Genomic DNA, 22,775 nt, shown 5'->3' with positions numbered 1-22,775 from the left:
CCCCCTCAGTCGCCCTGGGGGGCCCGCCCTCGACCCCACAGCTCCGGAAAGCTGGCGGCGTTGGACTGGCGCCACAGCGCCATCCGCCGCGCTTCCTCCGCCTGATCTTCCAGGTACGCGTCGACGCTGTCCTCCTCGACCCGCCAGCGCGCAGGACTCCCCACGCGCATGCCGCGCAGCCGCCCCTCGTGCACAAGGGCCACGACCTCGTCCACGGAGATGTCCAGGAGCTCCGCCACCTGAGCGGGGGCGAGCAAGCGCGTGCCTGGGGGCGGGCGGTCGGGCATGTGCCCATTATTACCGGCCTCCTCCGGGGGCCCCGGACGGCCCGCGCCGCTGTGGATAAACGCGGACGCGGATGCAGCGATCGGAGCACCATATCGGCATGACTGCCCTCGATCCACCGCGTGCACGCTCGCGGCCCTTCTGGGGCGACGCGCGGTTCCTTCTCGGCGTCCTCCTGGTGGTGGTCTCCGTCGCGGGCGTTTGGCTCGTGGTCAGCGCGGCTCGCCAGACCGCCCCGGTCCTCGCCGCCTCTCGCACCATCGTCCCGGGTGAGACCGTCGGCGCGGACGATTTCCGCACGGTCGACGTGGCACTCGGTACGGCCGGAGCCGCCTACGTCGCCGCCGATGCGCTGCCCGAGGGAGCCGTTGCCACGCGGACGATCGGCGAGGGCGAGCTGGTTCCCGCCGAGGCGGTGGGTGCGGCGGGCGAGGCCCGCGTGACGACCGTCGTGATCGACACCGCCGTGGACGTGCCCGCCGCGATCGCCTCGGGAAGCCGGGTCGAGGTGTGGTTCGCACCGGCCCTGGAGCGCGGAGTCTTCGACACGCCCCGCATCCTCGTCGCCGATGCGACCGTGGCCAGCGTCACGCGCGACGACGGCGTGATCGGCGAGGCGGGAGCCGCCCTCGAACTGGTGATCCCGCGCGCGGACGTGGCTGCCACTTTGGACGCGGTGTCGGACGGGTCCTCGCTCTCGGTCGTCCCCGTGGCGGGGCGCACGCCGTGATCCGGGTGCTCGTGGCGGTCGACGCCCCTCGGGGCGACCTCCTCGCCCGGGAACTCGCCGACGAGGGGGTGGAGATCGACGCCGTCGTCCCCGCCGGTGCCGCACGGGAGGCGGTTGCCGCCGCCGGCTCGGTCGACACCCTGATCCTGCAGGCGGATGCGCGCACCCTGAGCGCCGCCGTCCTCGGCGAGTGCGACGCCCGGGGGATCCGCATCGTGGCCCTGTGCGCCGACGAAACCGGTCGCCGGATCGCCGCGCGGTTCGGGCTGGCCCCGCCGCTGCCGCTCGATGTCGAGGGGTGGGTGCTCATGGATGCGCTGTCGCTGCCGGCCATGCTCCCCGTGCGCGCAGAGCCGGAGCCGGCGGGGCGGATCGTGTCGGTGTGGGGACCGCACGGGGCACCCGGACGATCCACCCTGGCGATCGAGCTGGCCGCCGAGCTCGCCCGCGGCGGGCGATCGGTCGCCCTCGTGGATGCCGACTCGCACGCGCCGTCCCTCGCCCTCTCGCTGGGACTCGCCGATGAGGGCCCGGGGTTCGCGGCGGCGTGCCGGCAAGCCGAACTCGGGGGTCTGGATGCGGCCGAACTCAGCCGCATCAGCGTGCCGCTGCGCACGGCCGGGGGCACGGTCGAGGTGCTCCCCGGCATCAACCGGCCGGGGCGGTGGCCGGAGCTGTCCGACCGGCGGGTCGGCGCGGTCCTGGGGATCTGTCGCACATGGGTGCACTCCGCCGTCGTGGATGTCGCGGCCTCCCTCGAGCGCGACGAGGAGATCGTGAGCGACCTCGACGGTCCGCGCCGCAACGCGGCCACGCTCGCGGCGTTGCGGGCGTCCGATCTCGTGGTCGCGGTGTGCGCGGCCGACCCGGTGGGGGTCGCGCGGTTCCTGCGCGCCTACACGGAGCTGCGGGCGGCCATCGGGACGACGCGGGTGGCCGTCGTCGTCAATCGCCTGCGCCCGGGAACGCTCGGAATCGACGCCCGCGGCCAGGTGCGACGCACGCTCGAGCGCTTCGCCGGGATCGAGGACGTGTGGTTCGTGCCGATGGATCCCCGGTCGGCGGATGCGGCGATGTTGGCCGCCCGCCCCGTCGCCGAGGCCGCCCCTCGGTCGCCCCTGGCCGCGGCCGTCCGGCGCTTCGTCGGTGAGGCGGTCGAGCCTCCTCGAGCGGCGGCGCCCGAACGTCGTCGCCGACGCCGCGAGCGGCGGGCGGAGCCGGCGACGATCGCCCAGACGGCCCGAGCACAGTGACGAGACCCGTCCTGCAGCAAATTAGGCTGGGGACGTGTCCACGCTCAGCGATCTCGTCTACGCCCAGGGCCGCTCGACCGAGGCCGACGTCGACTGGCTGCACCGGCTCGTGAGCGACGGCCAGCTTCTCGCCGATCTGGCCTTCGCCGACATCGTGGTGTGGGTGCCGACCCAGGATGACTCGTTCATCGCCGTGGCGCACACCAGGCCCGGGGGCGCTGCGACGCTGTTCTACCGCGACATCGTCGGCGACCGCGTGCGGCCGCAGTGGCGCACGCAGGTGCGTGAGGCGTTCGAGAGCGGCCGCATCGTCGACTCCGCATCGCCCGACTGGTTCGAGGAGACCCCCACGCGTGTGCGTGCCGTGCCGATCGTGCGTCAGCTCGCGCGCAACGGGGACGCCCCCGTGACCGTGGGTGTCCTCACGCGTCACACGAACCTGGGGGAGACCCGCACCCCTTCTCGTCAGCAGATCACCTTCAACGATTGCGCCGACGACCTGTTCGGCATGATCTCCACCGCCGAGTTCCCCGACCTGGCCGCCCCGACGGCTCCGCGCCGCGGTGCCCCGCGCGCGTCGGACGGTCTCATCCGCCTGGATGTGGACGGCATCGCCACGTTCGCGAGCCCGAATGCGCTGTCGGCGTTCAACCGGATGGGCTTCGACGACGAACTCGAGGGCGAGTCACTGGTCGACGTGACGACCCGCATCCTCCCCTCCAAGCGGCAGGTGGACGAATCCCTCCCGGTCGTGGTCACCGGCCGCGCGCCGTGGCGCGCCGACATCGAGGCGCGCGGAGTGCAGGTGTCGCTGCGCACCATCCCGCTGCGCGAGCGGGGAACCCGGATCGGTGCGATCGTGCTGTGCCGCGACGTGACCGAGATCCGCCACCAGGAGCAGGAGCTCATCACCAAGGACGCCACCATCCGCGAGATCCACCACCGGGTGAAGAACAACCTGCAGACGGTGGCGTCGCTGCTGCGCATCCAGGCTCGCCGCACGCACTCGGACGAAGCACGCGACGCGCTCACCCAGGCGATGCGGCGGGTGTCCGCGATCGCGGTCGTGCACGACACCCTGTCGGAGGGTCTCGCACAGAACGTCGAATTCGACGACGTGTTCGCCCGTGTGCTCAAGCTGGTGGCCGAGGTCGCCGCCGCACCCAACACCCGCGCTCGTACTCGCTCGACCGGTCGGTTCGGCACCCTGCCGAGCGAGTACGCGACGCCGCTGGCTCTCGCCCTGACGGAGCTGGTGACCAACGCCGTCGAGCACGGGCTGGCGGGGCAGGAGGGCGATGTCGAGATCTCCGCCGTCCGGACGGACGAAGTGCTGGAGGTGCGCGTTCGGGACAGCGGCGTCGGGCTCCCCGAAGGTCAGGTGGGCCGGGGCCTCGGGACGCAGATCGTTCGCACGCTCATCCAGGGCGAACTCGGCGGAACGATCGACTGGCACACCCTCGTGGGAAGCGGTACCGAAGTCACGATCGAGATCCCGATGCGTTACATCGACCGATCGAGCATGTGAGGCCAGGAATTCGTCTAACCCGACACTGCGCGTCGGCGCCGAGGATGCGGAGACGACCGCACTCCCGGCGCTCCGGCGCGGTGTCCTACGGAGTGGGCGAAGGGGTGGCTAGGACGCGCGGCGGGCGCGGGCGGCGCGGCGCTTCAGGGCACGCCGCTCATCCTCGGAGAGACCGCCCCACACCCCCGAGTCCTGGCCGGACTCGAGCGCGTACTGGAGGCAGATCTCGGTGACCGTGCACCGGGCGCACACGGACTTCGCCTTCTCGATCTGGTCGACGGCCGGACCGGTGTTCCCCACGGGGAAGAACAGCTCGGGGTCGACGGTGAGGCAGGCAGCTTTGTCGCGCCAATCCATGGTGGTGCTCCTTGAAACAAATTCGGTTAGCAGAGCCCGGAGTCGGGTCTCCGATACCCTGGTGGGAGATGCGAGCAGTTCGGCTCGCCCCACGTCGCTGTGGGAGCACACGGCTTGCTCCATGTTCCCATAGGCGGTCTGAGCTATCAAGAGGTTAACGGCAGGTTTACAGCCTGTTACCAGTCGCCCCCACATCCGATGACGAGGAGTCACGCCATGCCCGTACGGCTTCTCGCTGCCGGAGTCCTCGTCCTCGAGGCGGTCGGTGTCGCGGCGCTTCTCGTGTGGCAGGTGGCGGCGATCGCGGCGGGCGACATCGTGTCGGTCTCCAGCGCGCTCGCCCTCGCCGTGTTGACGCTCGTCGGCGTCATCGCCGTCGCCGCGTTCGCCGTGGCCACGGCCCGGGGTCAGTCGTGGGGCCGCTCCGGTGGCATCGTGGTGCAGGCGCTCATCCTCGCCGTCGCGCTCGGCGCGTTCACCGGCGAGCAGGCCAATCCGGCGCTGGCCGCGCTGATCGCCGCTCCGGCGGTGCTCGGTGGGATCCTGCTGTTCCTGTCGGTCCGCGATGCGGCCAAGGATGCCGGCGGGCGCGAAGCGTCCTGACCGGTTGCCGCAGCTCAGGCGGGGACGTCGATGCCGAGCGTCTTGCGCAGGCGCGCGACGTGCCCGGTGGCCTTCACGTTGGTGAACGCGTACTCGATCACGCCGTCCTCATCGATCACGAAGGTCGAGCGCAGCACGCCTTCGATCGTCTTGCCGTAGTTCTGCTTCTCGCCCCACGCGCCGTACGCGTCGTGGACGGCGTGGTCGGGGTCGCTGAGGAGCGGGAAGACGAGCCCGTCCCGCTCGCGGAACTCCCGCAGCTTCGCGGGCTGATCGCGGGAGACCCCCAGCACGGTGTAGCCCGCACCCTGAAGCGAGCCCAGGCTGTCCCGGAAGTCGCACGCCTGCGTGGTGCACCCGGGCGTCATGGCCGCCGGATAGAAGTACACGATCACGCGGCGGCCGCGGAAGTCGGCGAGCGAGACCGGATGCTCGTCCTGATCCAGAAGAGTGAAGTCTGGTGCTGCCATGCCGGGCTCGAGGGTGCTCACCCGTCCAGCCTACGGTCCGCGAAGGTCGACAGCAGCCGGTGAAGCGAATCCAGGCGGGCGGCGCCGCCCTCGCCGAGCCGCCCTTCGGCGACGGCTTCCGCGATCGCGCAGTCGGGAGCATCCGGCAGGTGCGTGCAGCCGCGCGGGCACTCCTCGGCGATCTCGGCCAGATCGGTGAACGCGGCCAGGATGTTGGCGGGGTCGACGTGTCCGAGGCCGAACGAGCGGACACCGGGGGTGTCGATGACCCACCCCGCCCCGCCCTGTCCGCGGTAGCGGAACGAGACCGTCGAGGACGAGGTGTGGCGGCCGCGACCGGTGACGACGTTGACGTGTCCGATCGCCCGCTCCGATCCGGTGAGGGCGTTGACGAGCGTCGACTTCCCGACGCCCGAGTGCCCGACGAACACCGTGGAGTGGCCCACGAGGGCCGCGCCGATGCGATCGAGGGGTACGTCGCCGGGTGCGCTGGTGAACACCTCGAGACCGAGCCCATCGAAGTGGGAGAGGAAGGCGGACGGGTCGGCGAGATCGGTCTTGGTGACCACGAGCAGGGGCCGGATGCCCGCATCCAGCGCCGCGACGAGGTAGCGGTCGACCAGCCGTGCGCGCGGCTCGGGATCGGCGGCGGCCACGACGATGAGCATCTGGTCGGCGTTGGCGACGATCACGCGCTCGACCTGGTCGGTGTCGTCGGCGCTCCGGCGCAGGAGCGACGTGCGGTCCTCGATGCCGATGATGCGTGCGAGGGTGCCCTCCGCGCCGGAGGTGTCGCCGACCACGCGGGCGCGATCGCCGTTGACGATGGCTTGCTTGCGCAGTTCGCGCGCCCGCGTGGCGGTGATCCGCCGCTCATCGGGCCCGCCTTCATCCACGAGCACGGCGTAGCGCCCGCGATCCACACCGAGCACCCGCGCGATCACGGCGTCCGCATGGGCGGGCCGCCGCTTCGTGCGGGGGCGGTTCGCCTTCGGATTCGGCCGCACGCGCACGTCGGTCTCGTCGAGGTCGTCGTCCTCGTCGGCGTCGAAGTCTTCCAGCCAGCTCATCGTCCTCGCCCGCCGTCAGCGGGCGGCACCCTCCCGCATCCCCTGCCACAGCGACACGAACTGGGGCATCGTCTTGGCGGTGGTGCCGATGTCGTCGATCCGGACGCCGGGGACCCGCAGCCCCACAAGCGCACCGGTCGTGGCCAGCCGGTGATCGTGGAACGTCTTCCACGTGCCGCCGTGAAGGGGCCTCGGCACGATGCGGATGCCGTCCTCCAGCTCATGCGCCTCGCCGCCGAGAGCGCGCAGATTCCCCACGAGAGCGGCGATGCGGTCGGTCTCGTGCCCGCGGATATGGCCGATGCCGTACAGCGTCGTGGGACCCTGCGCGAAGGCGGCCAGGCCGAAGAGCGTCGGGGCGAGCTCGCCCGCGGCGGACAGATCGAGATCGATGCCCTCGATGGCCTCTCCGGCGGTGACGGTGAGGTTGGTCGAGCGGCGGACGACCTTGGCGCCCATTTCGGCCAGGATCTCCGACAGCAGAGCGCCCGGTTGCGTCGAGTGCAGGGGCCAGCCGGGGACGGTGACCTGTCCTCCCGCGACCATCGCCGCGGCGAGGAAGGGGGCGGCGTTGGAGAGGTCGGGCTCGATGGTGACGTCCTTGCCCCGAACGGGCCCCGGCGGCACGATCCATTCTCCCGGGGCGGGACGCTCCACATGGATGCCGCGATGGGCGAGCGAATCGATCGTCATGTCGATGTGGGGGAGGCTCGGCAGGCGCCGACCGGTGTGACGCAGGTGCAGACCGACGTCGAACCGAGGTGCCGCCAGCAGGAGACCCGACACGAACTGGCTCGAGGCGCTGGCGTCGATCTCGATCTCGCCGCCGCGGACGTGGCCATGACCGCGCACCGTGAAGGGCAGCGACCAGTGGCCGCCGTCGTCGATGTCGAGGCCCACCTCGCGAAGCGCGGCGATGAGCGACCCCATCGGGCGATGCAGGGCGCTCTCGTGCGCGGTGAGGGTCACGTCTCCGACGGCGAACCCGGCGAGCCCGGCGACGAACCGCATCACCGTTCCCGCCTGGCCGCAGTCGATCTCGACACCGCCGTGGAAGGGCGCCCGGGGGGTGATCCGCAGGTCGTCGCCGGCCCGGCGCTCGCCGGCGACGCGGTCGACGGCGACACCGAGACACGTCAGGGCGTCGACCATGCGGTCGGAGTCGTCGGAGTGCAACGGTGAGCGCAGGAGGCTCGGACCATCCGCCATCGCCGCGAGGATGAGCTCGCGGTTGGTCAGCGACTTCGAGCCGGGCACCGTGACGGTCCCTCGCAGGGGACCGTGGGCGACGGGCGCCTCCCAGGCGCCGCGTGGGGGGACGTGGGAGGGGGGAGGGGAATAGCCGTGGGGGGTCATCGGTTCCACACTAGTAAAGGAGGGGTGGATGATCGGGGTTCTTGACGGCACGGCCGTAGACGTCGGCGTAGATGCGACGCGGATGGACGTAGACTGGCGGGTGATGAACGACAAGGCCGATGCCGGGGCCGACGCGCGCGCGCAGTTCGAGGAGCAGGCTCTCCCCTTCATGGATCAGTTGTACGCGGCGGCGATGCGTATGACGCGCAATCCCGCCGACGCCGCGGATCTCGTCCAAGAGACGTTCGTGAAGGCGTTCGCCTCGTGGCGGACGTTCACGCAGGGAACGAATCTCAAGGCGTGGCTGTACCGCATCCTGACGAACACGTACATCAACACCTACCGCAAGAAGCAGCGGGAGCCCTACCAAGGGACCATCGACGACCTCGAGGACTGGCAACTCGGGGGAGCGGAATCGACCACGGCCACCAGTGCACGCTCGGCCGAGGCGGAGGCGATCGATCGGATGCCTGCATCCGTGGTGAAAGACGCCCTGCAGTCGATTCCGGAGGATTTCCGGATGGCGGTGTACCTCGCCGACGTCGAGGGCTTCGCCTATCAGGAGATCGCCGACATCATGAAAACGCCGATCGGAACGGTCATGAGCCGTCTGCACCGTGGCAGGCGAATGCTCCGTGAGCTACTGACGGATTACGCGAGGGAGCGCGGCATCACTGCCGCGGAGCCCGCCCAGAAGTGAGAGAGTGACGAACATGAGCGACTGCGGCTGCGATAAGGCGCGACGCGACCTCGAAGAGTACCTGCGCAACGAGGTGTGTCCGACGTCCTATGAGGACATGGCCGAGCATCTGGCGCACTGCGCTGGATGCCGCGACGAGGCGCACTTCTCGCGGACCCTCACCGAGGTCGTTGCGCGGGCGTGCAAGGAAAACGCTCCGGAGGAGCTGCGCGAGCTCGTGATCGCGCGTCTGCGGGCAGAACCCGTCTCCTGAGCCCCGCGCGATGGGCTTCCCGGGCCGCCGTTCCGCGCTGTCGCGGGGCGACCTAGGCTAGGACGCATGGCCGACGTCGACTTCCATTCCCTTCCCCTCGACCCGGCCTCGGCCGCAGAGCTGGCCGCGGAAGGGCTGGATTACGCGCAGGTACCCCACGAGGGGGCTCCCTTCGATGCGTTCCTGCGTGCGGTGTCGCGAGGCTTCCTCGACAGTGACCCCACCGCTGAGCAGGTGGAGGACTCGCGGTCGGCGCTGCAGGAGCGGCGGCTCACCGGCGTGTTCGATGCGCGCGCGACCCATCCCGAGATTCCCGTCGGCACCGTGGATTCGTGGATCACCGAGCTGACGACCGAGCCGGGGCGTACCGTCCCGATGTGGGCGATCAGCGCCGTCACCGTCGCGCCGACGCACCGGCGTCGCGGGATCGCGCGGGCGATGCTCGGCGGCGAACTACGCACGGCGGCAGCGGCAGGCCTCGCGATCGCCGGTCTGACGGTCACCGAGGCCACCATTTACGGCCGGTGGGGCTTCGGGCCCGCCGTTCTGACCTCGGATGTCACCGTGGACACGACCCGCGCGCGGTGGACGGGACCGCGCCCGTCCGGACGGCTGGACTTCGTGCTGCAGGATGAGCTGCCTGAGCGTCTGCACGCCGTCCACGAGCGCGCTCGGTCCCAGCGCCCCGGCGAGGTCGCCGGGTGGGCGGGCCTGTACCGACGTATGGCGGGGCTCCGGCCCGGTGCCGAGGACGCACGCAAGATCCGCGCCGTCGCGTATCGGGGCGAGGATGGCCGCGAGGAGGGCATCCTCGTCTACACCGTCGCGGAGAAGGACGACCACGCCCAGCACGAACTGCGCATGCACGTGCTCTTCACCACCAACGACGACGCGTTCGCCGCGCTCTGGCGCTTCGCCATCGAGCACGACCTCGTCGGCACGGTCACGGCCACCCTGCAGCCGGCCGGCGCGCCCACGCGGTGGATGCTGTCGGACCAGCGCGCGATGCGGGAGACCGTCGTCGATCACCACTGGCTGCGCGTGCTGGACGTGCCCGCAGCTCTGGGCTCGCGGAGCTTCGCCGCTCCGCTGGCCCTCACCGTCCGCGTTGAGGACCCGCTCGGATTCGCCGACGGCACGTGGCGCGTCGAGATCGACGAGGCGGGCCGGCCGACCGCCGCGCCCACGCAGACCCGCCCCGACGTCACGCTCGGCGCCGCCGCACTGGGTTCGCTCCTGCTCGGCGGTGTGTCGGCGCGAACACTCGCCGCCGCCGGCGCGGTGGCGGGGGACCCCAGGGCCCTCGCGGACCTCGACCGTGCGTTCACGCCCGCCGCCGTACCCGCGCTGAGCATCTGGTTCTGAGCACCCCGTACGACGAAGGCCCAGGTCGGCGACCTGGGCCTTCGTCGTACGGGGTGTCAGAGCGTGAGAGCAGCCTGCATCACGGCGGCGTGCTCCTGGGCGTGCACCTTCGGCGATCCGGTCGCCGGCGACGCCGCAGCCGACCGCGACACGCGACGGATGGTGCGCCCGCGGAGGTGCTTCACCACCTCCAGGGCGATGAAGGGCCATGCGCCCTGGTTCTCCGGCTCGTCCTGCACCCACACCAATTCGGCGTTCGGGTAGGTGTCGAGCACGGCGTTGAGCTCGTCGACCGGTGCCGGGTAGTACTGCTCCAGGCGGACGAGGGCGACCTCGGGGTTGGGGTTCTTCTCGATCTCGCCGCGCAGGTCCCAGTGGATCTTGCCGGAGTGCAGCAGCACGCGCTTGACCGCCGCGCGGTCCAGGGTGCGGCTGTCGTCGAGCACGGGCTCGAACTTACCGGTGAGGAAGTCCTCCACCGGGCTCGTCGCACCCCGCAGGCGCAGCATCGCCTTCGGGGTGAACACCACCAGCGGGCGGCGGGGGCGCTGGTACGCCTGACGCCGCAGCAGGTGGAAGTACGAGGCGGGCGTCGACGGGCGGGCGACGGTCATGTTGTCCTGCGCGCACATCTGCAGGTAGCGCTCGATGCGGGCCGAGGAGTGGTCGGGCCCCTGGCCCTCGTACCCGTGGGGGAGGAGCAGGACGACGCTCGACTGCTGGCCCCACTTCTGGTCGGCGGCCGAGATGTACTCGTCGATCACCGACTGCGCACCGTTGCCGAAGTCGCCGAACTGCGCCTCCCACAGCACCAGCGCGTCGGGCCTCTCGACGGAGTAGCCGTATTCGAACCCCATCGCCGCGTATTCGCTGAGGAGGGAGTCGTACACGTAGAACCGGCCCTGGTTCTCACTGAGGTTGGCCAGCGGTATCCATTCCTGACCGTTCTCGCGGTCGTGCAGCACCGAATGACGCTGCACGAACGTGCCGCGGCGGGAGTCCTGGCCCGCCAGGCGCACCGGCGTGCCCTCCAGCAACACGGAGCCGAAGGCGAGCAGCTCGCCGAATCCCCAGTCGATGTTGCCGCTCCGGCTCATCTCCAGGCGCTTGTCCAGTAGTTGCTGGAGCTTCGTGTGCACCGTGAAGTTCTCGGGCTTGTTGACGAAGGCGTCGCCGATGGACTGGACGACCTCGCGCGGCACGCCCGTCGTCTCCGGCGCGCCGCTGACCGGCTCGTCCACGACATCCGGATCGACGACGGGGTTCGTGCCCGTCTCGGCCTCGTGGGTCTGGGCGAAAGCCACCTCGAGCCGGCGCTGGAAGTCCTGCTTGGCCTGCTCGTATTCCTCTTCGGTGATGTCGCCACGGCCAACGAGCGACTCGGTGTAGAGGCGGCGCACCGAGCGCTTGGCCTCGATGAGGTTGGTCATGAGCGGCTGCGTCATCGAGGGGTCATCGCCCTCGTTGTGGCCGCGTCGGCGGTAGCAGACCAGGTCGATCACGACGTCGCGGTGGAACTCCTGGCGGTACATGAACGCCAGTTCCGCCACGCGCACGACCGCTTCGGGGTCATCGCCGTTGACGTGGAGGATCGGCGCCTGGATGGTCTTGGCCACATCCGTGGCGTACACCGACGTCCGCGCATCGGTGGGGGTCGTCGTGAAGCCGACCTGGTTGTTGACCACGACGTGGATCGTGCCGCCGGTGCGGTAGCCGCGCAGCTGCGACATCTGCAGCGTCTCCACGACGACGCCCTGACCGGCGAAGGCCGCGTCGCCGTGCACGAGGACGGGTAGCCAGGAGAAGGTGCCGATGGGCTTGCGGTCCTGCTTGGCGCGGACGATGCCCTCGAGGACGCCGTCCACGGTCTCCAGGTGGGAGGGGTTTGCCGCCAGGTACACCGGCAGCTCGTCGCCCGCGTCGGCGACGAAGGTGCCTTCGGTGCCCAGGTGGTACTTCACGTCGCCGGAGCCGCGCTTGCTGCCCACGGCCACCGAGCCCTCGAACTCGCGGAACACCTGGCCGTAGGTCTTCCCGGCGATGTTGGTCAGCACGTTGAGCCGTCCGCGGTGGGCCATGCCGATGGCCGCACCGTCCAGGGCGGCGGATGCGGCGCCCTGGAGGATCTCGTCCAGGAGGGGGATGAGCGACTCTCCGCCCTCGAGGCTGAACCGCTTCTGTCCCACGTACTTGGTCTGCAGGAACGTCTCGAAGGCCTCCGCCTCGTTCAGCTTCGACAGGATGCGCAGCTGCTCGTCGTGGCCCGGCTTGGTGTATTTGACCTCGACGTTGTCCTGGAACCACTTGCGCTCGCCGGGGTCCTGGATATGCATGTACTCGATGCCGATGGTGCGGCAGTACGAATCGCGGAGCACCCCGAGGATGTCGCGCAGCTTCATCTGGCGCTTACCGCCGAAGCCGCCGGTGACGAACTCGCGGTCGAGGTCCCAGAAGGTCAGCCCGTGCGATTCGATCTCCAGGTCGGGGTGCGTGCGCTGCACGTACTCGAGCGGGTCGATGTCGGCCATGAGGTGGCCGCGCACGCGGAAGGCGTTGATGAGCTCGTGCACGCGAGCGGTCTTGTTGATCCGCTCGGACACGTCGACGCTGATGTCGCCGGCCCAGTGGATGGGCGCGTACGGGATGCGCAGCGCCGCGAAGATGTCGTCGTAGAAGCCGCGCTGCCCGATGAGCAGCTCGTGCACCTTCTTGAGGAACTCGCCGGAACCTGCGCCCTGGATGACGCGGTGGTCATAGGTGCTGGTGAGCGTGATCGTCTTGCCGATGGCCAGCTCGTTGAGCGTCTTGTCGCTGGCGCCCTGGAACTCGGCGGGATACTCCAGCGCTCCGGCGCCGACGATGCATCCCTGGCCCTTCATCAGGCGCGGAACCGAGTGCACGGTTCCGATGCCGCCCGGGTTGGTCAGCGAGATGGTGGTGCCCTGGAAATCGGCAGCGGTGAGCTTGTTGCCGCGCGCGCGCCGGACGACGTCCTCGTACGCGGTGAGGTACTCGCCGAAGGTCAGACTCTCCGCGCGCTTGATGCTCGGAACGAGGAGCGCGCGGGTGCCGTCGGGCCGGGGGAGGTCGATCGCCACGCCGAGGTTGATGTGCGCGGGAGCGACCACGGAGGGCTTGCCGTCGATCTCGGCGTAGAAGACGTTCTGGCTCGGGAACTCCTTGAGCGTCTGGATGATCGCCCAGCCGAGGAGGTGCGTGAAGCTCACCTTGCCGCCGCGCGTGCGCGCCATGTGGTTGTTGATGACGATGCGGTTGTCGATCATCAACTTCGCCGGGACGGTCCGCACGCTCGTGGCGGTGGGGACGGTGAGCGACTCCTGCATGTTCGCCGCGAGGCTCTTGGGCATGCCGCGCAGTGGCGTGACCTTGTCCTCCTCCAGCTTCTCCGACGACGAGTCGCGGTCGGAGACGGGGGCCTGGGCGGGGATGGGCTGCGGGGCGGCGGGCTTGGCGGTGGTGCGTGCCACGGGAGGGGCGCCGACGACGGGGATCGGTGCGGTGACCGGCTTGGGCTCGTTCACCGCGGGTGCGGGGGCACCGCTGCCGTCGACGACGGGGTGGTACGCCTCGAGGATGGGCCACCAGGCCTTGTCCACGGAGTTCTTGTCGACCCTGTACTGCTCGTAGAGCTCATCGACGAGCCATTCATTGGCCCCGAATTCGCCCTCGTTCGAAGTACCGACGCCTGTGACCTGGCTCGACACGGTCGATCGCCTGCTTTCCTCGATGAAGAACGGTGGGTGGCGAGGGGATTACCCTCCGTACACCACCCCCCAGCCTAACGCACGGAGGACTCCGGCCGCCCGACGATCGATGCCTCTACCGACCCGGGTGGGTACCGTGGACGCATGGACTTCCACGGTGAGCGTCCCGACATGGACCTGACGTACTCCGATGTCTTCCTCATGCCCCGGCGCTCGTCGATCACGAGCCGCCTCGACGCGGATCTCACCCCCGGCGACGGCACCCCCGCGCGCCTGCCGCTGGTCTCGGCGAACATGAACTCCGTCACCGGGGCGCGGCTGGCCGCGACCCTGGCTCGCCGGGGCGGGCTCGGCGTGCTGCCGCAGGACATGCCGCTGCAGGAACTGGACGCGGCCATCCGCTGGGTGAAGGCCCAGCCGGTGGCGTGGGACACGCCGCTCGTCCTGCCGGCGACGGCGACGGTGGCAGACGCGGCGCGTCTTCTGCCGCCGATCGACGGGCACGGCATCGTCGTGGGGGACGCGGCGGCCGAACACCTCACCATCGGCGAGATCGTGGGGGTCGTCCCGGCGGGCCGACTCGCCACCGCCCTCCCCGATGCCCGCCTGGGCGATCTTGCGCGCGTCGGCGTGGCATCGCTCGACGCCGACGACGTCGACAGTGCCCGTCATGCGTTCGATCTCCTCATCGCGGCGGAGGCCGAAACCGTCTGCGTGCTGCACCACGGCCGGCTCGTGGGCACCCTCTCGCGGCGCAGCGCCCTGCGCGCCACCCTCTACCCGCCTGCCGTGGATGCGTCGGGCCGCCTCGCCGTGGCCGCCGCCATCGGCATCAACGGCGACGTGGCGGCCAAGGCGCGTGCACTCGCCGCCGCCGGCGTCGACGTGCTCGTCCTCGACACGGCGCACGGACACCAGGAGGGGATGCTGCGCGCCCTCCGTGCCGTCGCCGAGGTGGGCCTCGGCATCCCGCTCGTCGCGGGCAACGTCGTGACGGCGGAGGGCGTGCGCGACCTCGTCGAAGCCGGGGCGTCCATCGTGAAGGTCGGTGTCGGCCCCGGTGCGATGTGCACCACCCGGATGATGACCGCCGTCGGTCGCCCGCAGTTCTCCGCGGTGCTCGAAAGCGCCCAGGCCGCGCGCGAGCTCGGTGCGCACGTGTGGGCGGACGGGGGTGTGCGCTACCCCCGCGACGTCGCGCTCGCTCTGGCAGCGGGGGCAGCATCCGTCATGATCGGGTCGTGGTTCGCCGGCACGATCGAGGCTCCGGGCGAGCTGCTCGTGGACGATCAGGGGCGGGGGTACAAGGAGTCGTGGGGCATGGCGTCCGCGAAGGCCGTGCACGAGCGGTTCGGGCGGCTCGACCCGTACGAGCTGGCCCGGAAGGAACTGTTCGCCGAGGGCATCTCGTCATCGAAGATCTACCTCGATCCGCTGCGCCCCGGGATCGAGGACCTCGTCGACATGATCACCTCGGGCGTGCGCTCGTCGTTCACGTACGCGGGAGCGGCGAGCGTCCCCGAGTTCGCCGAGCGCGCGCTGGTGGGCCTGCAGTCCACCGCGGGGTACGACGAGGGCAAGGCCCTCCCGATGAGCTGGTAGCCGCCGGAGCGACGCGCCACCCCCGGACGACGCGGCGCGGCCGCACCCCGCCCCCCGTTCAGAATTCAGGAGACACGCCGCGCGGAGGGCGCCGGGGCGCCCGCCGGGGGCCGGATCTCCTGAGTTTTGAACGAGGGAACGGCGGAACGGGCCGACCGGACCTGCCGTAGACTTTCGGCACGATGGACGACCCTCCCAGTTGCAGACGCTCGCCCCACCGACCCGCTCCCCGCACTCACGGGGGTGATGCGTGATGGATTACGTCATGTTGGGCGTGGGGCTCCTGCTCACACTCGGAACCGGACTGTTCGTCGCGAGCGAGTTCGCCCTGGTGAACCTTGACCGCGCAGATCTGGAAGCGCGTCGGGATGCCGGTGAGGCCCGCTTGTCGCTGACGATCAACGCGCTGCGGATCACCTCGACCCACCTCTCCAGCGCGCAGTTGGGGATCACCCTGACGACCCTCCTCACCGGTTACACGATGGAACCGGCGATCTCGAACCTGCTCCGCCCGGTGCTGATGTCGTGGGGATGGCCGGAGGCACTGGTGGCGGCCCTGGCGACGGTCATCGGGGTCGCCTTCGCGACCGTCCTGTCGATGATCGTCGGCGAACTCGTCCCCAAGAACTTCGCCCTGGCGATCCCGCGGCAGACCGCCAAACTCGTGATGCCCTTCCAAGTGGCCTTCACCACCGTGTTCCGCCCGGCCGTGGCCGTGCTCAACGGCAGCGCCAACGGCATCCTGCGCTCCTTCGGCGTCGAGCCGAAGGAGGAGCTGTCGGGCGCCCGCACCGCCGAGGAGCTGTCGAGCCTGGTCCGCCGCTCCGCCAGCGCGGGTGTGCTCGAGGAGGACACCGCGTCCCTGCTGGATCGAAGCCTCACCTTCTCGCGGCTGAGCGCCGCCGACGTGATGACGCCCCGTCCGAGCGTGCACGCGCTCGCCGCCGACGACACCGTCGAAGACGTCGTGCAGCTGGCCATGCGCACCGGCCACAGCCGTTTCCCCGTGTACCAGGAGTCGATGGACGACATCGCCGGCATCGTGCACCTGAAGGCCGCCATCGCGGTGCCGCGGGAGCGCCGGGCGGATGTCCCCGCCGCCGCGCTGGCGACCGAGCCGCTGCGGGTGCCCGAGACGGTGCACCTCGACGCGCTCGTCGCCGAGCTGCGTGCTCGGGGCTACCAGATGGCGATCGTCGTGGATGAATACGGCGGCACCGCGGGCGTGGTCACCCTCGAGGACCTCGTCGAGGAGATCGTGGGCGAAGTGCTCGACGAGCACGACCGCTCGCGCGCCGGCGTCGTCCGCTCGGCCGGTTCGGTGAGCTTCCCCGGTGACCTGCGTCCCGACGAGGCGCTGGATCGCGCGGGCGTCCGCGTGCCCGAGGGCGAGGTCTACGACACCGTCGGCGGGTACATCATGAGCGTCCTCGAGCGCCTCCCGGCGGTCGGCGACAGCGTGCCCACCGAGGACGGCGCGCTCACGGTGCAGCGGATGGAGGGTCGCCGGATCGATCGGGTGCGATTCACACCGTCGCCGAAGTCGCAGGACGTGGACGATCTCGTCCGCGCGGCGAAGGGGGGTGACCAGCGATGAACGATTGGGCAGGAATCGCCTGGCTCGTGGTGCTGCTGCTGGCCAACGCCTTCTTCGTCGGTGCCGAGTTCGCCGTCATCTCCGCGCGCCGATCGCAGATCGAGCCCCGCGCCGAACGCGGGTCGCGCGCGGCGAAGGTCGCTCTCTACGCGATGGAGCACGCGACGCTCATGCTCGCGACGTGTCAGCTGGGCATCACGATCTGCTCGCTGCTGATCCTGAACGTCTCCGAGCCGGCGATCCACCACCTCCTGGCCGAACCCCTCGGGCTCACGGGTCTGAACGAGGCGATGGTGGATGTCATCGCATTCGTCGTCGCGCTGCTGCTGGTGTCGTACCTGCACGTCGTGATCGGCGAGATGGTGCCGAAGAACCTCGCGTTCTCGCTGCCGGACCGGGCCGTGCTCTTCCTCGCCACGCCGCTGGTGTGGGTGTCGAAGGCGTTCTACCCGATCATCGTCGCGCTGAACTGGACGGCCAACCACGCCGTGCGCCTGTTCCGGGTCGAGCCCAGGGACGAGGCCGCCTCGACGTTCACGCTCGAGGAGGTCGCCACGATCGTCAGCCAGTCACGCCGCGAGGGCGTGCTGGATGATGCGGCCGGAACGGTGGCGGCCGTCGTGGAGTTCACCGACAAGAAGGCGCGCGACGTCGCCCTCCCGCTCGGTCAGCTCGTGACGCTGCCGGAGACCACGACGCCGAACGAGCTCGAGCGGGCCGTCGCCAAGCACGGCTTCTCCCGGTACGTGATCGTCGACAGCGAGGGGCAGCCCATCGGGTACGTGCACCTCAAGGACGTGCTGCGCGCCGCCGAGAACGGCGACGGGCAGGCTCACCGCATCGCGGCGAAGCGCATCCACCACATGGTCCCGGTGATGGAGTCCACCGACCTGGAAGATGCCCTCGCCCTCATGCGCCGCGCCGGGCGTCACCTCGCTCAGGTGCGCGATGAGGCCGGTCAGACCACTGCGGTGCTGTTCCTCGAGGACATCATCGAGGAACTCATCGGCGAAGTGCAGGACGCCACGGCGCGACGACGCTGAAGCGATGCCACCGCGCGGCGCTCGCCCTCGCGTCGCGCGGTGGATCCTCGCTCACGCGCGGCGCGCGCGCACGTACTGCGCCGGCCAGTTGCCCTCCACTCCCAGTTCGGTGGCGGCGCGGAGGCCGTAGTGCGGGTCGCGAAGCCACTCACGCCCGGCCATCACGGCATCGGCGTGTCCGCGGGCCACCAGTTCCTCCGCGAGGGCGGGGGAGTCGATCATCCCGACGGCGCTCACCGGGACGGATGCTCCGGCGCGCACCTGTGCGGCGAACTCCGCCTGGTAGCCGGGGCCGGTCGCGATCCGCTGGTGCGCCACCAGGCCGCCGCTGGAGATGTCGATCAGATCCGCTCCCGCGTCACGTGCGGCCGCGGCCGCCGCGATCGAGTCGGTCACGTCCCATCCGCCCTCGGCCCAGTCGGAGGCCGACAGCCGCACGAACACCACTGCCGCGGGAGCTGCCTCGCGCACCGCCTCCACCACGCGGCGGAGGAGGCGGATGCGGTTGTCCCGCGATCCCCCGTAGGCGTCGGTGCGCGTGTTCGACAGGGGCGAGAGGAACTCGTGCAGGAGGTAGCCGTGCGCGGCGTGCACCTCGAGCACGTCGAATCCGGCCGCGAGGCCCCGGTGCGCGGCGGCGGCGAAGTCGGCCACCACGCGGTCGATTCCCGCCTCATCCAGCGCAGTCGGCTCGGCGTACCCCTCGAACGCGAGGGCGGAGGGGGCGACCGCGGCCCAGCCGCCCTGGTCCTCCGGCACCGTTCCGCGGTTGCGGGTGAGGGGCGACCAGGTGGAGGCCTTGCGCCCGGCGTGCGCGAGTTGCACACCGGCGGTCGCGCCCCGGTTGTGGAGGGCGTCGACGATCGGCCGCCACGCCGCCACCTGGGCGTCGTTCCAGATGCCGGTGTCTTCCGGGGAGATGCGCCCCTCCGGCGATACCGCCGTCGCCTCGGCCATCACGAGGCCCGCCCCGCCCGCGGCGAACTGCGCCAGGTGCACGTGGTGCCAGTCGTTGGGCACCCCCTCCGCGGCGCTGTACTGGCACATGGGCGACACCCACAGCCGGTTGCGGAAGGTCGTGTCGCGGATCGTCGAGGGGTCGAACAGACGGGGCATACCGGGTCTCCTCGCGGCTAGGGTGTGGGGCATGGCGGTCGATGACTGGCGGGTGAACGAGGTGCGTGCCGTGCTGCGCATGCCGACCGCCACCGATGACAAGTATTCCCGCGGTGTGGTCGGGTTCCGAACCGGGTCCGACGCGTACCCCGGCGCAGCGGTGCTGGGTGTGGAGGCGGCATGGCGGACGGGCGTGGGGATGGTGCGTTACGTCGGGCCCCGCCGCGCGAGCGATCTGGTGCTGGCGCGCCGCCCCGAGACGGTGGCCGGGGAGGGCCGGGTCCAGGCGTGGGTCGTCGGGTCGGGGATGGATGCGGCGCACCGCTCGCCCGAGGAGGAGACGGCCCTGCGCGAACTGCTTGCCGGAGACGTGCCGGTCGTGGTGGACGCCGGGGCGCTGGACCTGGTGCCCGGGGCTGCGGCGCCGCTCGTGCTCACCCCGCACGCCCGCGAGCACGACCGCATCCGCGGTGCCGCGGGGCTCCCGCCCGTCGCTGCGGACGCGGACGACCATGAGCGGGCCGGGGCGACCCTGGAGACCGCCGCGCGCCTGGGGGCGACGGTGCTCCTGAAAGGCGCCACGACGCTGGTGGCCTCGCCGTCCGGGTGGTTGCGTCGCGTCGCGTCGGGGACGCCGTGGCTCGCCACGGCGGGCACCGGCGATGTGCTCGGGGGTGTGCTGGGGGCGGTGATCGCCGGAGCGCACGCGAGCACGGTGGACGACCTGGCGGCCCTCGCCGCGACCGCGGCGTGGCTGCACGGCCACGCCGGGTCGGAGGCGGCGTCCCTCCGCGGAGCCATGGGCGGCCCGATCACCGCGATCGACGTCGCCGAGGCGCTGCCGCTCATCGTCGGTCGCACCATCACCTCGACCTGACGCCGCATCCGGGCGTGGCGGCAGCGCCGCCCGTAGGATGTCAGCGTGTCCCGACGCGTGCCGCTGTGGAGCGCGTTCGTCCTCGTGCATGCCGCGGTTGCCGCCCTGGGGTTCTTTCTGCCGAGCCAGCCCATGGGCGACGTGTACAACGTCTACGAACCCTGGTCGCGGCAGGCGCTCGGCGGGACCGGCGTCGTGGGGATCACCGAGGCGTGGGTGTATCCGCAACTCGCGCTCGTGCCGATGGTGCTCGCGTGGGGCTTCGTGTGGGTGGGTTCGTACACTCTCGCCTGGGCGGTGCTGGTCACCGTGTTCGATGCGCTGGTGTTCGCGATGCTCGTCGGCCGCGGACGCTCCCGCGGCCGGGTCGCCGCCGCGTGGTTGTGGCTCGGCGCGATCCTGACACTGGGTCCCGTCGCGCTCTACCGGCTGGATGCGGTCACCGTTCCGCTGGCGATCGCGGGATGCCTGTGGCTGGTCGGCCGCCCGTGGCTGGCCGGCCTACTCCTGGCGGCCGGGGCGTGGATCAAGGTGTGGCCCGCCGCACTGGTCGCCGCCGCCGTCCTCGCCCTTCGCCGTCGAGGCGCCGTCGTCGGGGCGGCGCTGGCGGTGTCGGCGGTCATCCTGCTGATGGTCGTGCTGGCCGGTGGCGCCCCCTACGCCCTCGGGTTCGTCGGGGGGCAGACGGGGCGCGGGCTGCAGGTGGAGGCGCCGGTGAGCACCCCGTACGTGTGGCGGACGATGCTGGGGGTGCCCGGGTCGGCGATCTTCTACGCCGCCGACATCATCACTTTCGAAGTCACCGGTCCCGGCGCCGCGACCGTGGCGGCGGTGATGACGCCGGTGCTCGTCCTCGCCGTGGGGGCGGTGGCGCTGACCGGGGCGTGGAAAGCTCGGCGCGGAGCATCCTTCGCCGCGCTGTTCCCACCCCTCGCCCTCGCACTGGTTCTCGCCGTCATCGTGACCAACAAGGTCGGTTCGCCGCAGTACATGACCTGGCTGGTCCCGCCCCTGGTGACAGCCGTCGTTCTGGACCGGTGGCGGTGGGCGGGCCCGGCGGCCGTGGTGCTGTTCGTGTCCGGCCTCACGCAGCTGGTGTACCCCGTGCTCTACGACCCGCTCCTGGGCGCCCAGCCCACGGCGGTCCTCGTGCTCACGCTGCGCAACGCCGCTCTCGTGGCGCTGTTCGCGTGGATGTGCGTACGGCTGGTACGGGTGCCGGTGCACCGGGCACCCTCGCGCCACTTCGCTCCGGCGGAGTAGCGTCGCATCATGCTCGTTGCCTTCTCCGTCGCCCCCTCCGGATCCAGCTCCGCCGACGGCTCGGTGCACGACGCCGTCGCCGCCGCCGTACGCGTGGTGCGGGAGTCGGGCCTGCCCAACCGCACCACCTCGATGTTCACCGAGATCGAGGGGGAGTGGGACGAGGTCTTCGACGTGATCCGTCGCGCCACCGACGCGGTTCTGCCGTTCGGCTCGCGCGTATCGCTCGTGCTGAAGGCCGACATCCGCCCCGGGCGCTCCGGCGAGATCGACGGGAAGATCGATCGGCTCGAGTCCGCACTCGAATCGATTCGCGACGCCGACTGAACGGCGCTAGCATTCTGCGGTGACCTCCTCGACCTCTCCGAGGGGGGCGGCGACGTGGGCGCTCCTCGCTCTCGCCATCGGCAGCTTCGGCATCGGCATGACCGAGTTCGTCATCATGGGGCTGCTGCCCAACGTGGCCGCGGAGCTCCTCCCCGCGCAGTGGGCGGCCGACTCCGACGACGCCATCGCCCAGGCCGGATGGCTCATCTCGCTGTATGCCCTGGGCGTGGTCGTGGGCGCGCCGACGATCGCCGGGTCGGTGGCCCGCTTTCCGCGCCACCGCGTGATGATCGCGCTGGCGCTGGCGCTCACGGTCTTCAACGCCCTCACGGTGCTCGCTCCGACCTTCGAGCTGGTGGCGGCATCGCGGTTCTTCGCAGGTCTGCCGCACGGGGCGTACTTCGGCATCGGCGCCCTCGTGGCCGCTGATCTCCTCGGGCCGAACAAGCGCGCGCAGGGGGTCGCGTTCGTCCTGACCGGCCTCACGGTCGCGAACGTCGTCGGCGTGCCGCTCGGTACCCTCCTTGGTCAGCAGCTGGGATGGCGGAGCGCGTTCCTGGTCGTGGCGGCCGTCTTCGTCGTGGCCACGATCGCCATCGGGTTGACGGTGCCGCAGCATCCCGGTGAGCCGGGGCGCCGCTTGCGCGACGAGCTGCGGGTGTTCCGCGTCGGCCAGGTGTGGTTCGCCCTGGCCACCGGGGCCATTGGCTTCGGCGGCCTCTTCACGATGCTGAGCTACATCGCTCCCATGGTGACCGATCTCGCCGGCTCGCCGGAGTGGAGCGTCTCGATCGTCCTGGTGATCTCCGGCATCGGGATGACGGCCGGAAACCTGGTCGGGGGGCGCCTGGCCGACGGGAACCTCAAGCGGTCGATGCTCCTGGGCCTCACCGCCCTCGCCGTGACGTCGGCGCTGCTTGCCCTCACCGCCGGATGGGTGGTGACGCTCGCGGTGTTCGCGTTCGCGGTCTCCTTCTCCGGCGCGGCGCTGAGCCCCAGCATCCAGACCCGGCTGATGGACGTGGCCGGCGACAACCAGTCGATCGCGGCGGCGCTGAACCACTCGGCCCTGAACATCGGCAACAGCCTGGGCGCGTTCCTGGGTGGTCTCGCCATCGCCGCCGGCTGGGGCTTCGGAGCCCCCGCATGGGTGGGCGCGGCTCTGGGGCTCGCGGGCGCCGGGATCGCCGCGGTGAGCTTCGCCGTCGAGCGTCGCTCGCGCAGCGCCGCGTCGCTCTGACCGAGCAGCGAGGAG

Annotated in this window: 21 protein-coding genes; 14 read left to right on the top strand and 7 right to left on the bottom strand. The window is 71.0% G+C overall.

What is annotated here, in order from left to right; genetic code table 11:
• Positions 1–5: 5 nt before the first annotated feature.
• Positions 6–287, bottom strand: a complete 282-nt coding sequence (locus tag AC2DGY_RS11575) for a helix-turn-helix domain-containing protein (protein WP_484509834.1) — start codon at positions 285–287, stop codon at positions 6–8.
• A 98-nt stretch (positions 288–385) separates the two neighbouring features.
• On the opposite strand from AC2DGY_RS11575, the gene AC2DGY_RS11570 reads away from it, so the two are divergent.
• The 3 genes from AC2DGY_RS11570 to AC2DGY_RS11560 are packed head-to-tail and all read left to right on the top strand — an operon-like array spanning position 386 to position 3,796.
• Positions 386–1,015, top strand: coding sequence for an SAF domain-containing protein (locus tag AC2DGY_RS11570; protein ID WP_484509833.1), 630 nt, complete (start codon positions 386–388; stop codon positions 1,013–1,015).
• The gene (locus tag AC2DGY_RS11565) at positions 1,012–2,268 is read left to right on the top strand and encodes a CpaE/TadZ family protein (protein ID WP_484509832.1); all 1,257 of its coding nucleotides are present in this window, start codon (positions 1,012–1,014) and stop codon (positions 2,266–2,268) included. The genes AC2DGY_RS11570 and AC2DGY_RS11565 overlap by 4 nt, the downstream gene beginning before the upstream one ends.
• 34 nt (positions 2,269–2,302) lie before the next feature.
• Positions 2,303–3,796, top strand: a complete 1,494-nt coding sequence (locus AC2DGY_RS11560) for a sensor histidine kinase (RefSeq protein ID WP_484509831.1) — start codon at positions 2,303–2,305, stop codon at positions 3,794–3,796.
• Positions 3,797–3,904: 108 nt separating this feature from the next.
• Here AC2DGY_RS11560 and AC2DGY_RS11555 read toward each other — a convergent pair whose 3' ends face one another.
• Entirely contained in the window at positions 3,905–4,153 is a 249-nt protein-coding gene (locus tag AC2DGY_RS11555) for a WhiB family transcriptional regulator (RefSeq protein ID WP_019182239.1), read from the bottom strand.
• A gap of 216 nt (positions 4,154–4,369) precedes the next feature.
• Between AC2DGY_RS11555 and AC2DGY_RS11550 the strand changes: the two genes are divergently transcribed.
• On the top strand, positions 4,370–4,756 hold the full coding sequence (locus AC2DGY_RS11550) for a histidine kinase (RefSeq protein ID WP_484509830.1): 387 nt from the start codon (positions 4,370–4,372) through the stop codon (positions 4,754–4,756).
• A gap of 14 nt (positions 4,757–4,770) precedes the next feature.
• Here the strand turns inward: AC2DGY_RS11550 and bcp are convergent, their stop codons facing one another.
• The 3 genes from bcp to aroA are packed head-to-tail and all read right to left on the bottom strand — an operon-like array spanning position 4,771 to position 7,652.
• Positions 4,771–5,247, bottom strand: a complete 477-nt coding sequence (bcp, locus tag AC2DGY_RS11545) for a thioredoxin-dependent thiol peroxidase (protein WP_484509829.1) — start codon at positions 5,245–5,247, stop codon at positions 4,771–4,773.
• Positions 5,244–6,296: a ribosome small subunit-dependent GTPase A gene (rsgA, locus tag AC2DGY_RS11540; protein WP_484509828.1), complete on the bottom strand. Its 1,053-nt coding sequence runs from the start codon at positions 6,294–6,296 to the stop codon at positions 5,244–5,246. The genes bcp and rsgA overlap by 4 nt, the downstream gene beginning before the upstream one ends.
• Before the next feature lie 15 nt (positions 6,297–6,311).
• Positions 6,312–7,652 (bottom strand): 3-phosphoshikimate 1-carboxyvinyltransferase, encoded by a 1,341-nt coding sequence (gene aroA / locus AC2DGY_RS11535; RefSeq protein WP_484509827.1) that lies wholly within the window; start codon positions 7,650–7,652, stop codon positions 6,312–6,314.
• 82 nt (positions 7,653–7,734) lie between these two features.
• Here aroA and AC2DGY_RS11530 point away from each other — a divergent pair, with 82 nt between their 5' ends.
• From AC2DGY_RS11530 to AC2DGY_RS11520, 3 genes are all read left to right on the top strand, one after another.
• The gene (locus AC2DGY_RS11530; RefSeq protein WP_484510013.1) at positions 7,735–8,352 is read left to right on the top strand and encodes a sigma-70 family RNA polymerase sigma factor; all 618 of its coding nucleotides are present in this window, start codon (positions 7,735–7,737) and stop codon (positions 8,350–8,352) included.
• 13 nt (positions 8,353–8,365) lie between these two features.
• A complete protein-coding gene (locus AC2DGY_RS11525) occupies positions 8,366–8,605 on the top strand; it encodes a zf-HC2 domain-containing protein (protein WP_484509826.1) in 240 nt (79 codons plus the stop codon).
• Between the two features lie 66 nt (positions 8,606–8,671).
• Complete coding sequence (locus tag AC2DGY_RS11520; protein WP_484509825.1) at positions 8,672–9,970, top strand: GNAT family N-acetyltransferase; 1,299 nt, start codon at positions 8,672–8,674, stop codon at positions 9,968–9,970.
• Positions 9,971–10,026: 56 nt separating this feature from the next.
• On the opposite strand, the gene AC2DGY_RS11515 is transcribed toward AC2DGY_RS11520, so the two are convergent.
• A complete protein-coding gene (locus AC2DGY_RS11515; RefSeq protein ID WP_484509824.1) occupies positions 10,027–13,695 on the bottom strand; it encodes a multifunctional oxoglutarate decarboxylase/oxoglutarate dehydrogenase thiamine pyrophosphate-binding subunit/dihydrolipoyllysine-residue succinyltransferase subunit in 3,669 nt (1,222 codons plus the stop codon).
• A gap of 144 nt (positions 13,696–13,839) precedes the next feature.
• Between AC2DGY_RS11515 and guaB1 the strand changes: the two genes are divergently transcribed.
• From guaB1 to AC2DGY_RS11500, 3 genes are all read left to right on the top strand, one after another.
• Positions 13,840–15,297, top strand: coding sequence for a GMP reductase (gene guaB1 / locus AC2DGY_RS11510; protein WP_484509823.1), 1,458 nt, complete (start codon positions 13,840–13,842; stop codon positions 15,295–15,297).
• A gap of 253 nt (positions 15,298–15,550) precedes the next feature.
• Positions 15,551–16,894 (top strand): hemolysin family protein, encoded by a 1,344-nt coding sequence (locus AC2DGY_RS11505; RefSeq protein WP_484509822.1) that lies wholly within the window; start codon positions 15,551–15,553, stop codon positions 16,892–16,894.
• Complete coding sequence (locus AC2DGY_RS11500; protein ID WP_484509821.1) at positions 16,891–17,937, top strand: hemolysin family protein; 1,047 nt, start codon at positions 16,891–16,893, stop codon at positions 17,935–17,937. The genes AC2DGY_RS11505 and AC2DGY_RS11500 overlap by 4 nt, the downstream gene beginning before the upstream one ends.
• A 51-nt stretch (positions 17,938–17,988) precedes the next feature.
• Here the strand turns inward: AC2DGY_RS11500 and AC2DGY_RS11495 are convergent, their stop codons facing one another.
• Positions 17,989–19,053: an NADH:flavin oxidoreductase/NADH oxidase gene (locus AC2DGY_RS11495; protein WP_484509820.1), complete on the bottom strand. Its 1,065-nt coding sequence runs from the start codon at positions 19,051–19,053 to the stop codon at positions 17,989–17,991.
• Positions 19,054–19,084: 31 nt separating this feature from the next.
• Between AC2DGY_RS11495 and AC2DGY_RS11490 the strand changes: the two genes are divergently transcribed.
• The 4 genes from AC2DGY_RS11490 to AC2DGY_RS11475 are packed head-to-tail and all read left to right on the top strand — an operon-like array spanning position 19,085 to position 22,760.
• Positions 19,085–19,930: an ADP-dependent NAD(P)H-hydrate dehydratase gene (locus AC2DGY_RS11490; RefSeq protein ID WP_484509819.1), complete on the top strand. Its 846-nt coding sequence runs from the start codon at positions 19,085–19,087 to the stop codon at positions 19,928–19,930.
• Positions 19,931–19,975: 45 nt separating this feature from the next.
• Positions 19,976–21,193 (top strand): hypothetical protein, encoded by a 1,218-nt coding sequence (locus AC2DGY_RS11485; RefSeq protein ID WP_484509818.1) that lies wholly within the window; start codon positions 19,976–19,978, stop codon positions 21,191–21,193.
• Positions 21,194–21,202: 9 nt separating this feature from the next.
• Positions 21,203–21,520 carry a thiamine-binding protein gene (locus tag AC2DGY_RS11480; protein ID WP_484509817.1) on the top strand — a complete coding sequence of 106 codons (318 nt, stop codon included), beginning with the start codon at positions 21,203–21,205 and terminating at the stop codon, positions 21,518–21,520.
• 19 nt (positions 21,521–21,539) lie between these two features.
• Positions 21,540–22,760 (top strand): MFS transporter, encoded by a 1,221-nt coding sequence (locus tag AC2DGY_RS11475; protein WP_484509816.1) that lies wholly within the window; start codon positions 21,540–21,542, stop codon positions 22,758–22,760.
• Positions 22,761–22,775: the final 15 nt, after the last annotated feature.

This window comes from Microbacterium sp. Z6_144 (genome assembly GCF_057197625.1).
This window is presented reverse-complemented; position numbering and strand designations above follow the sequence as displayed.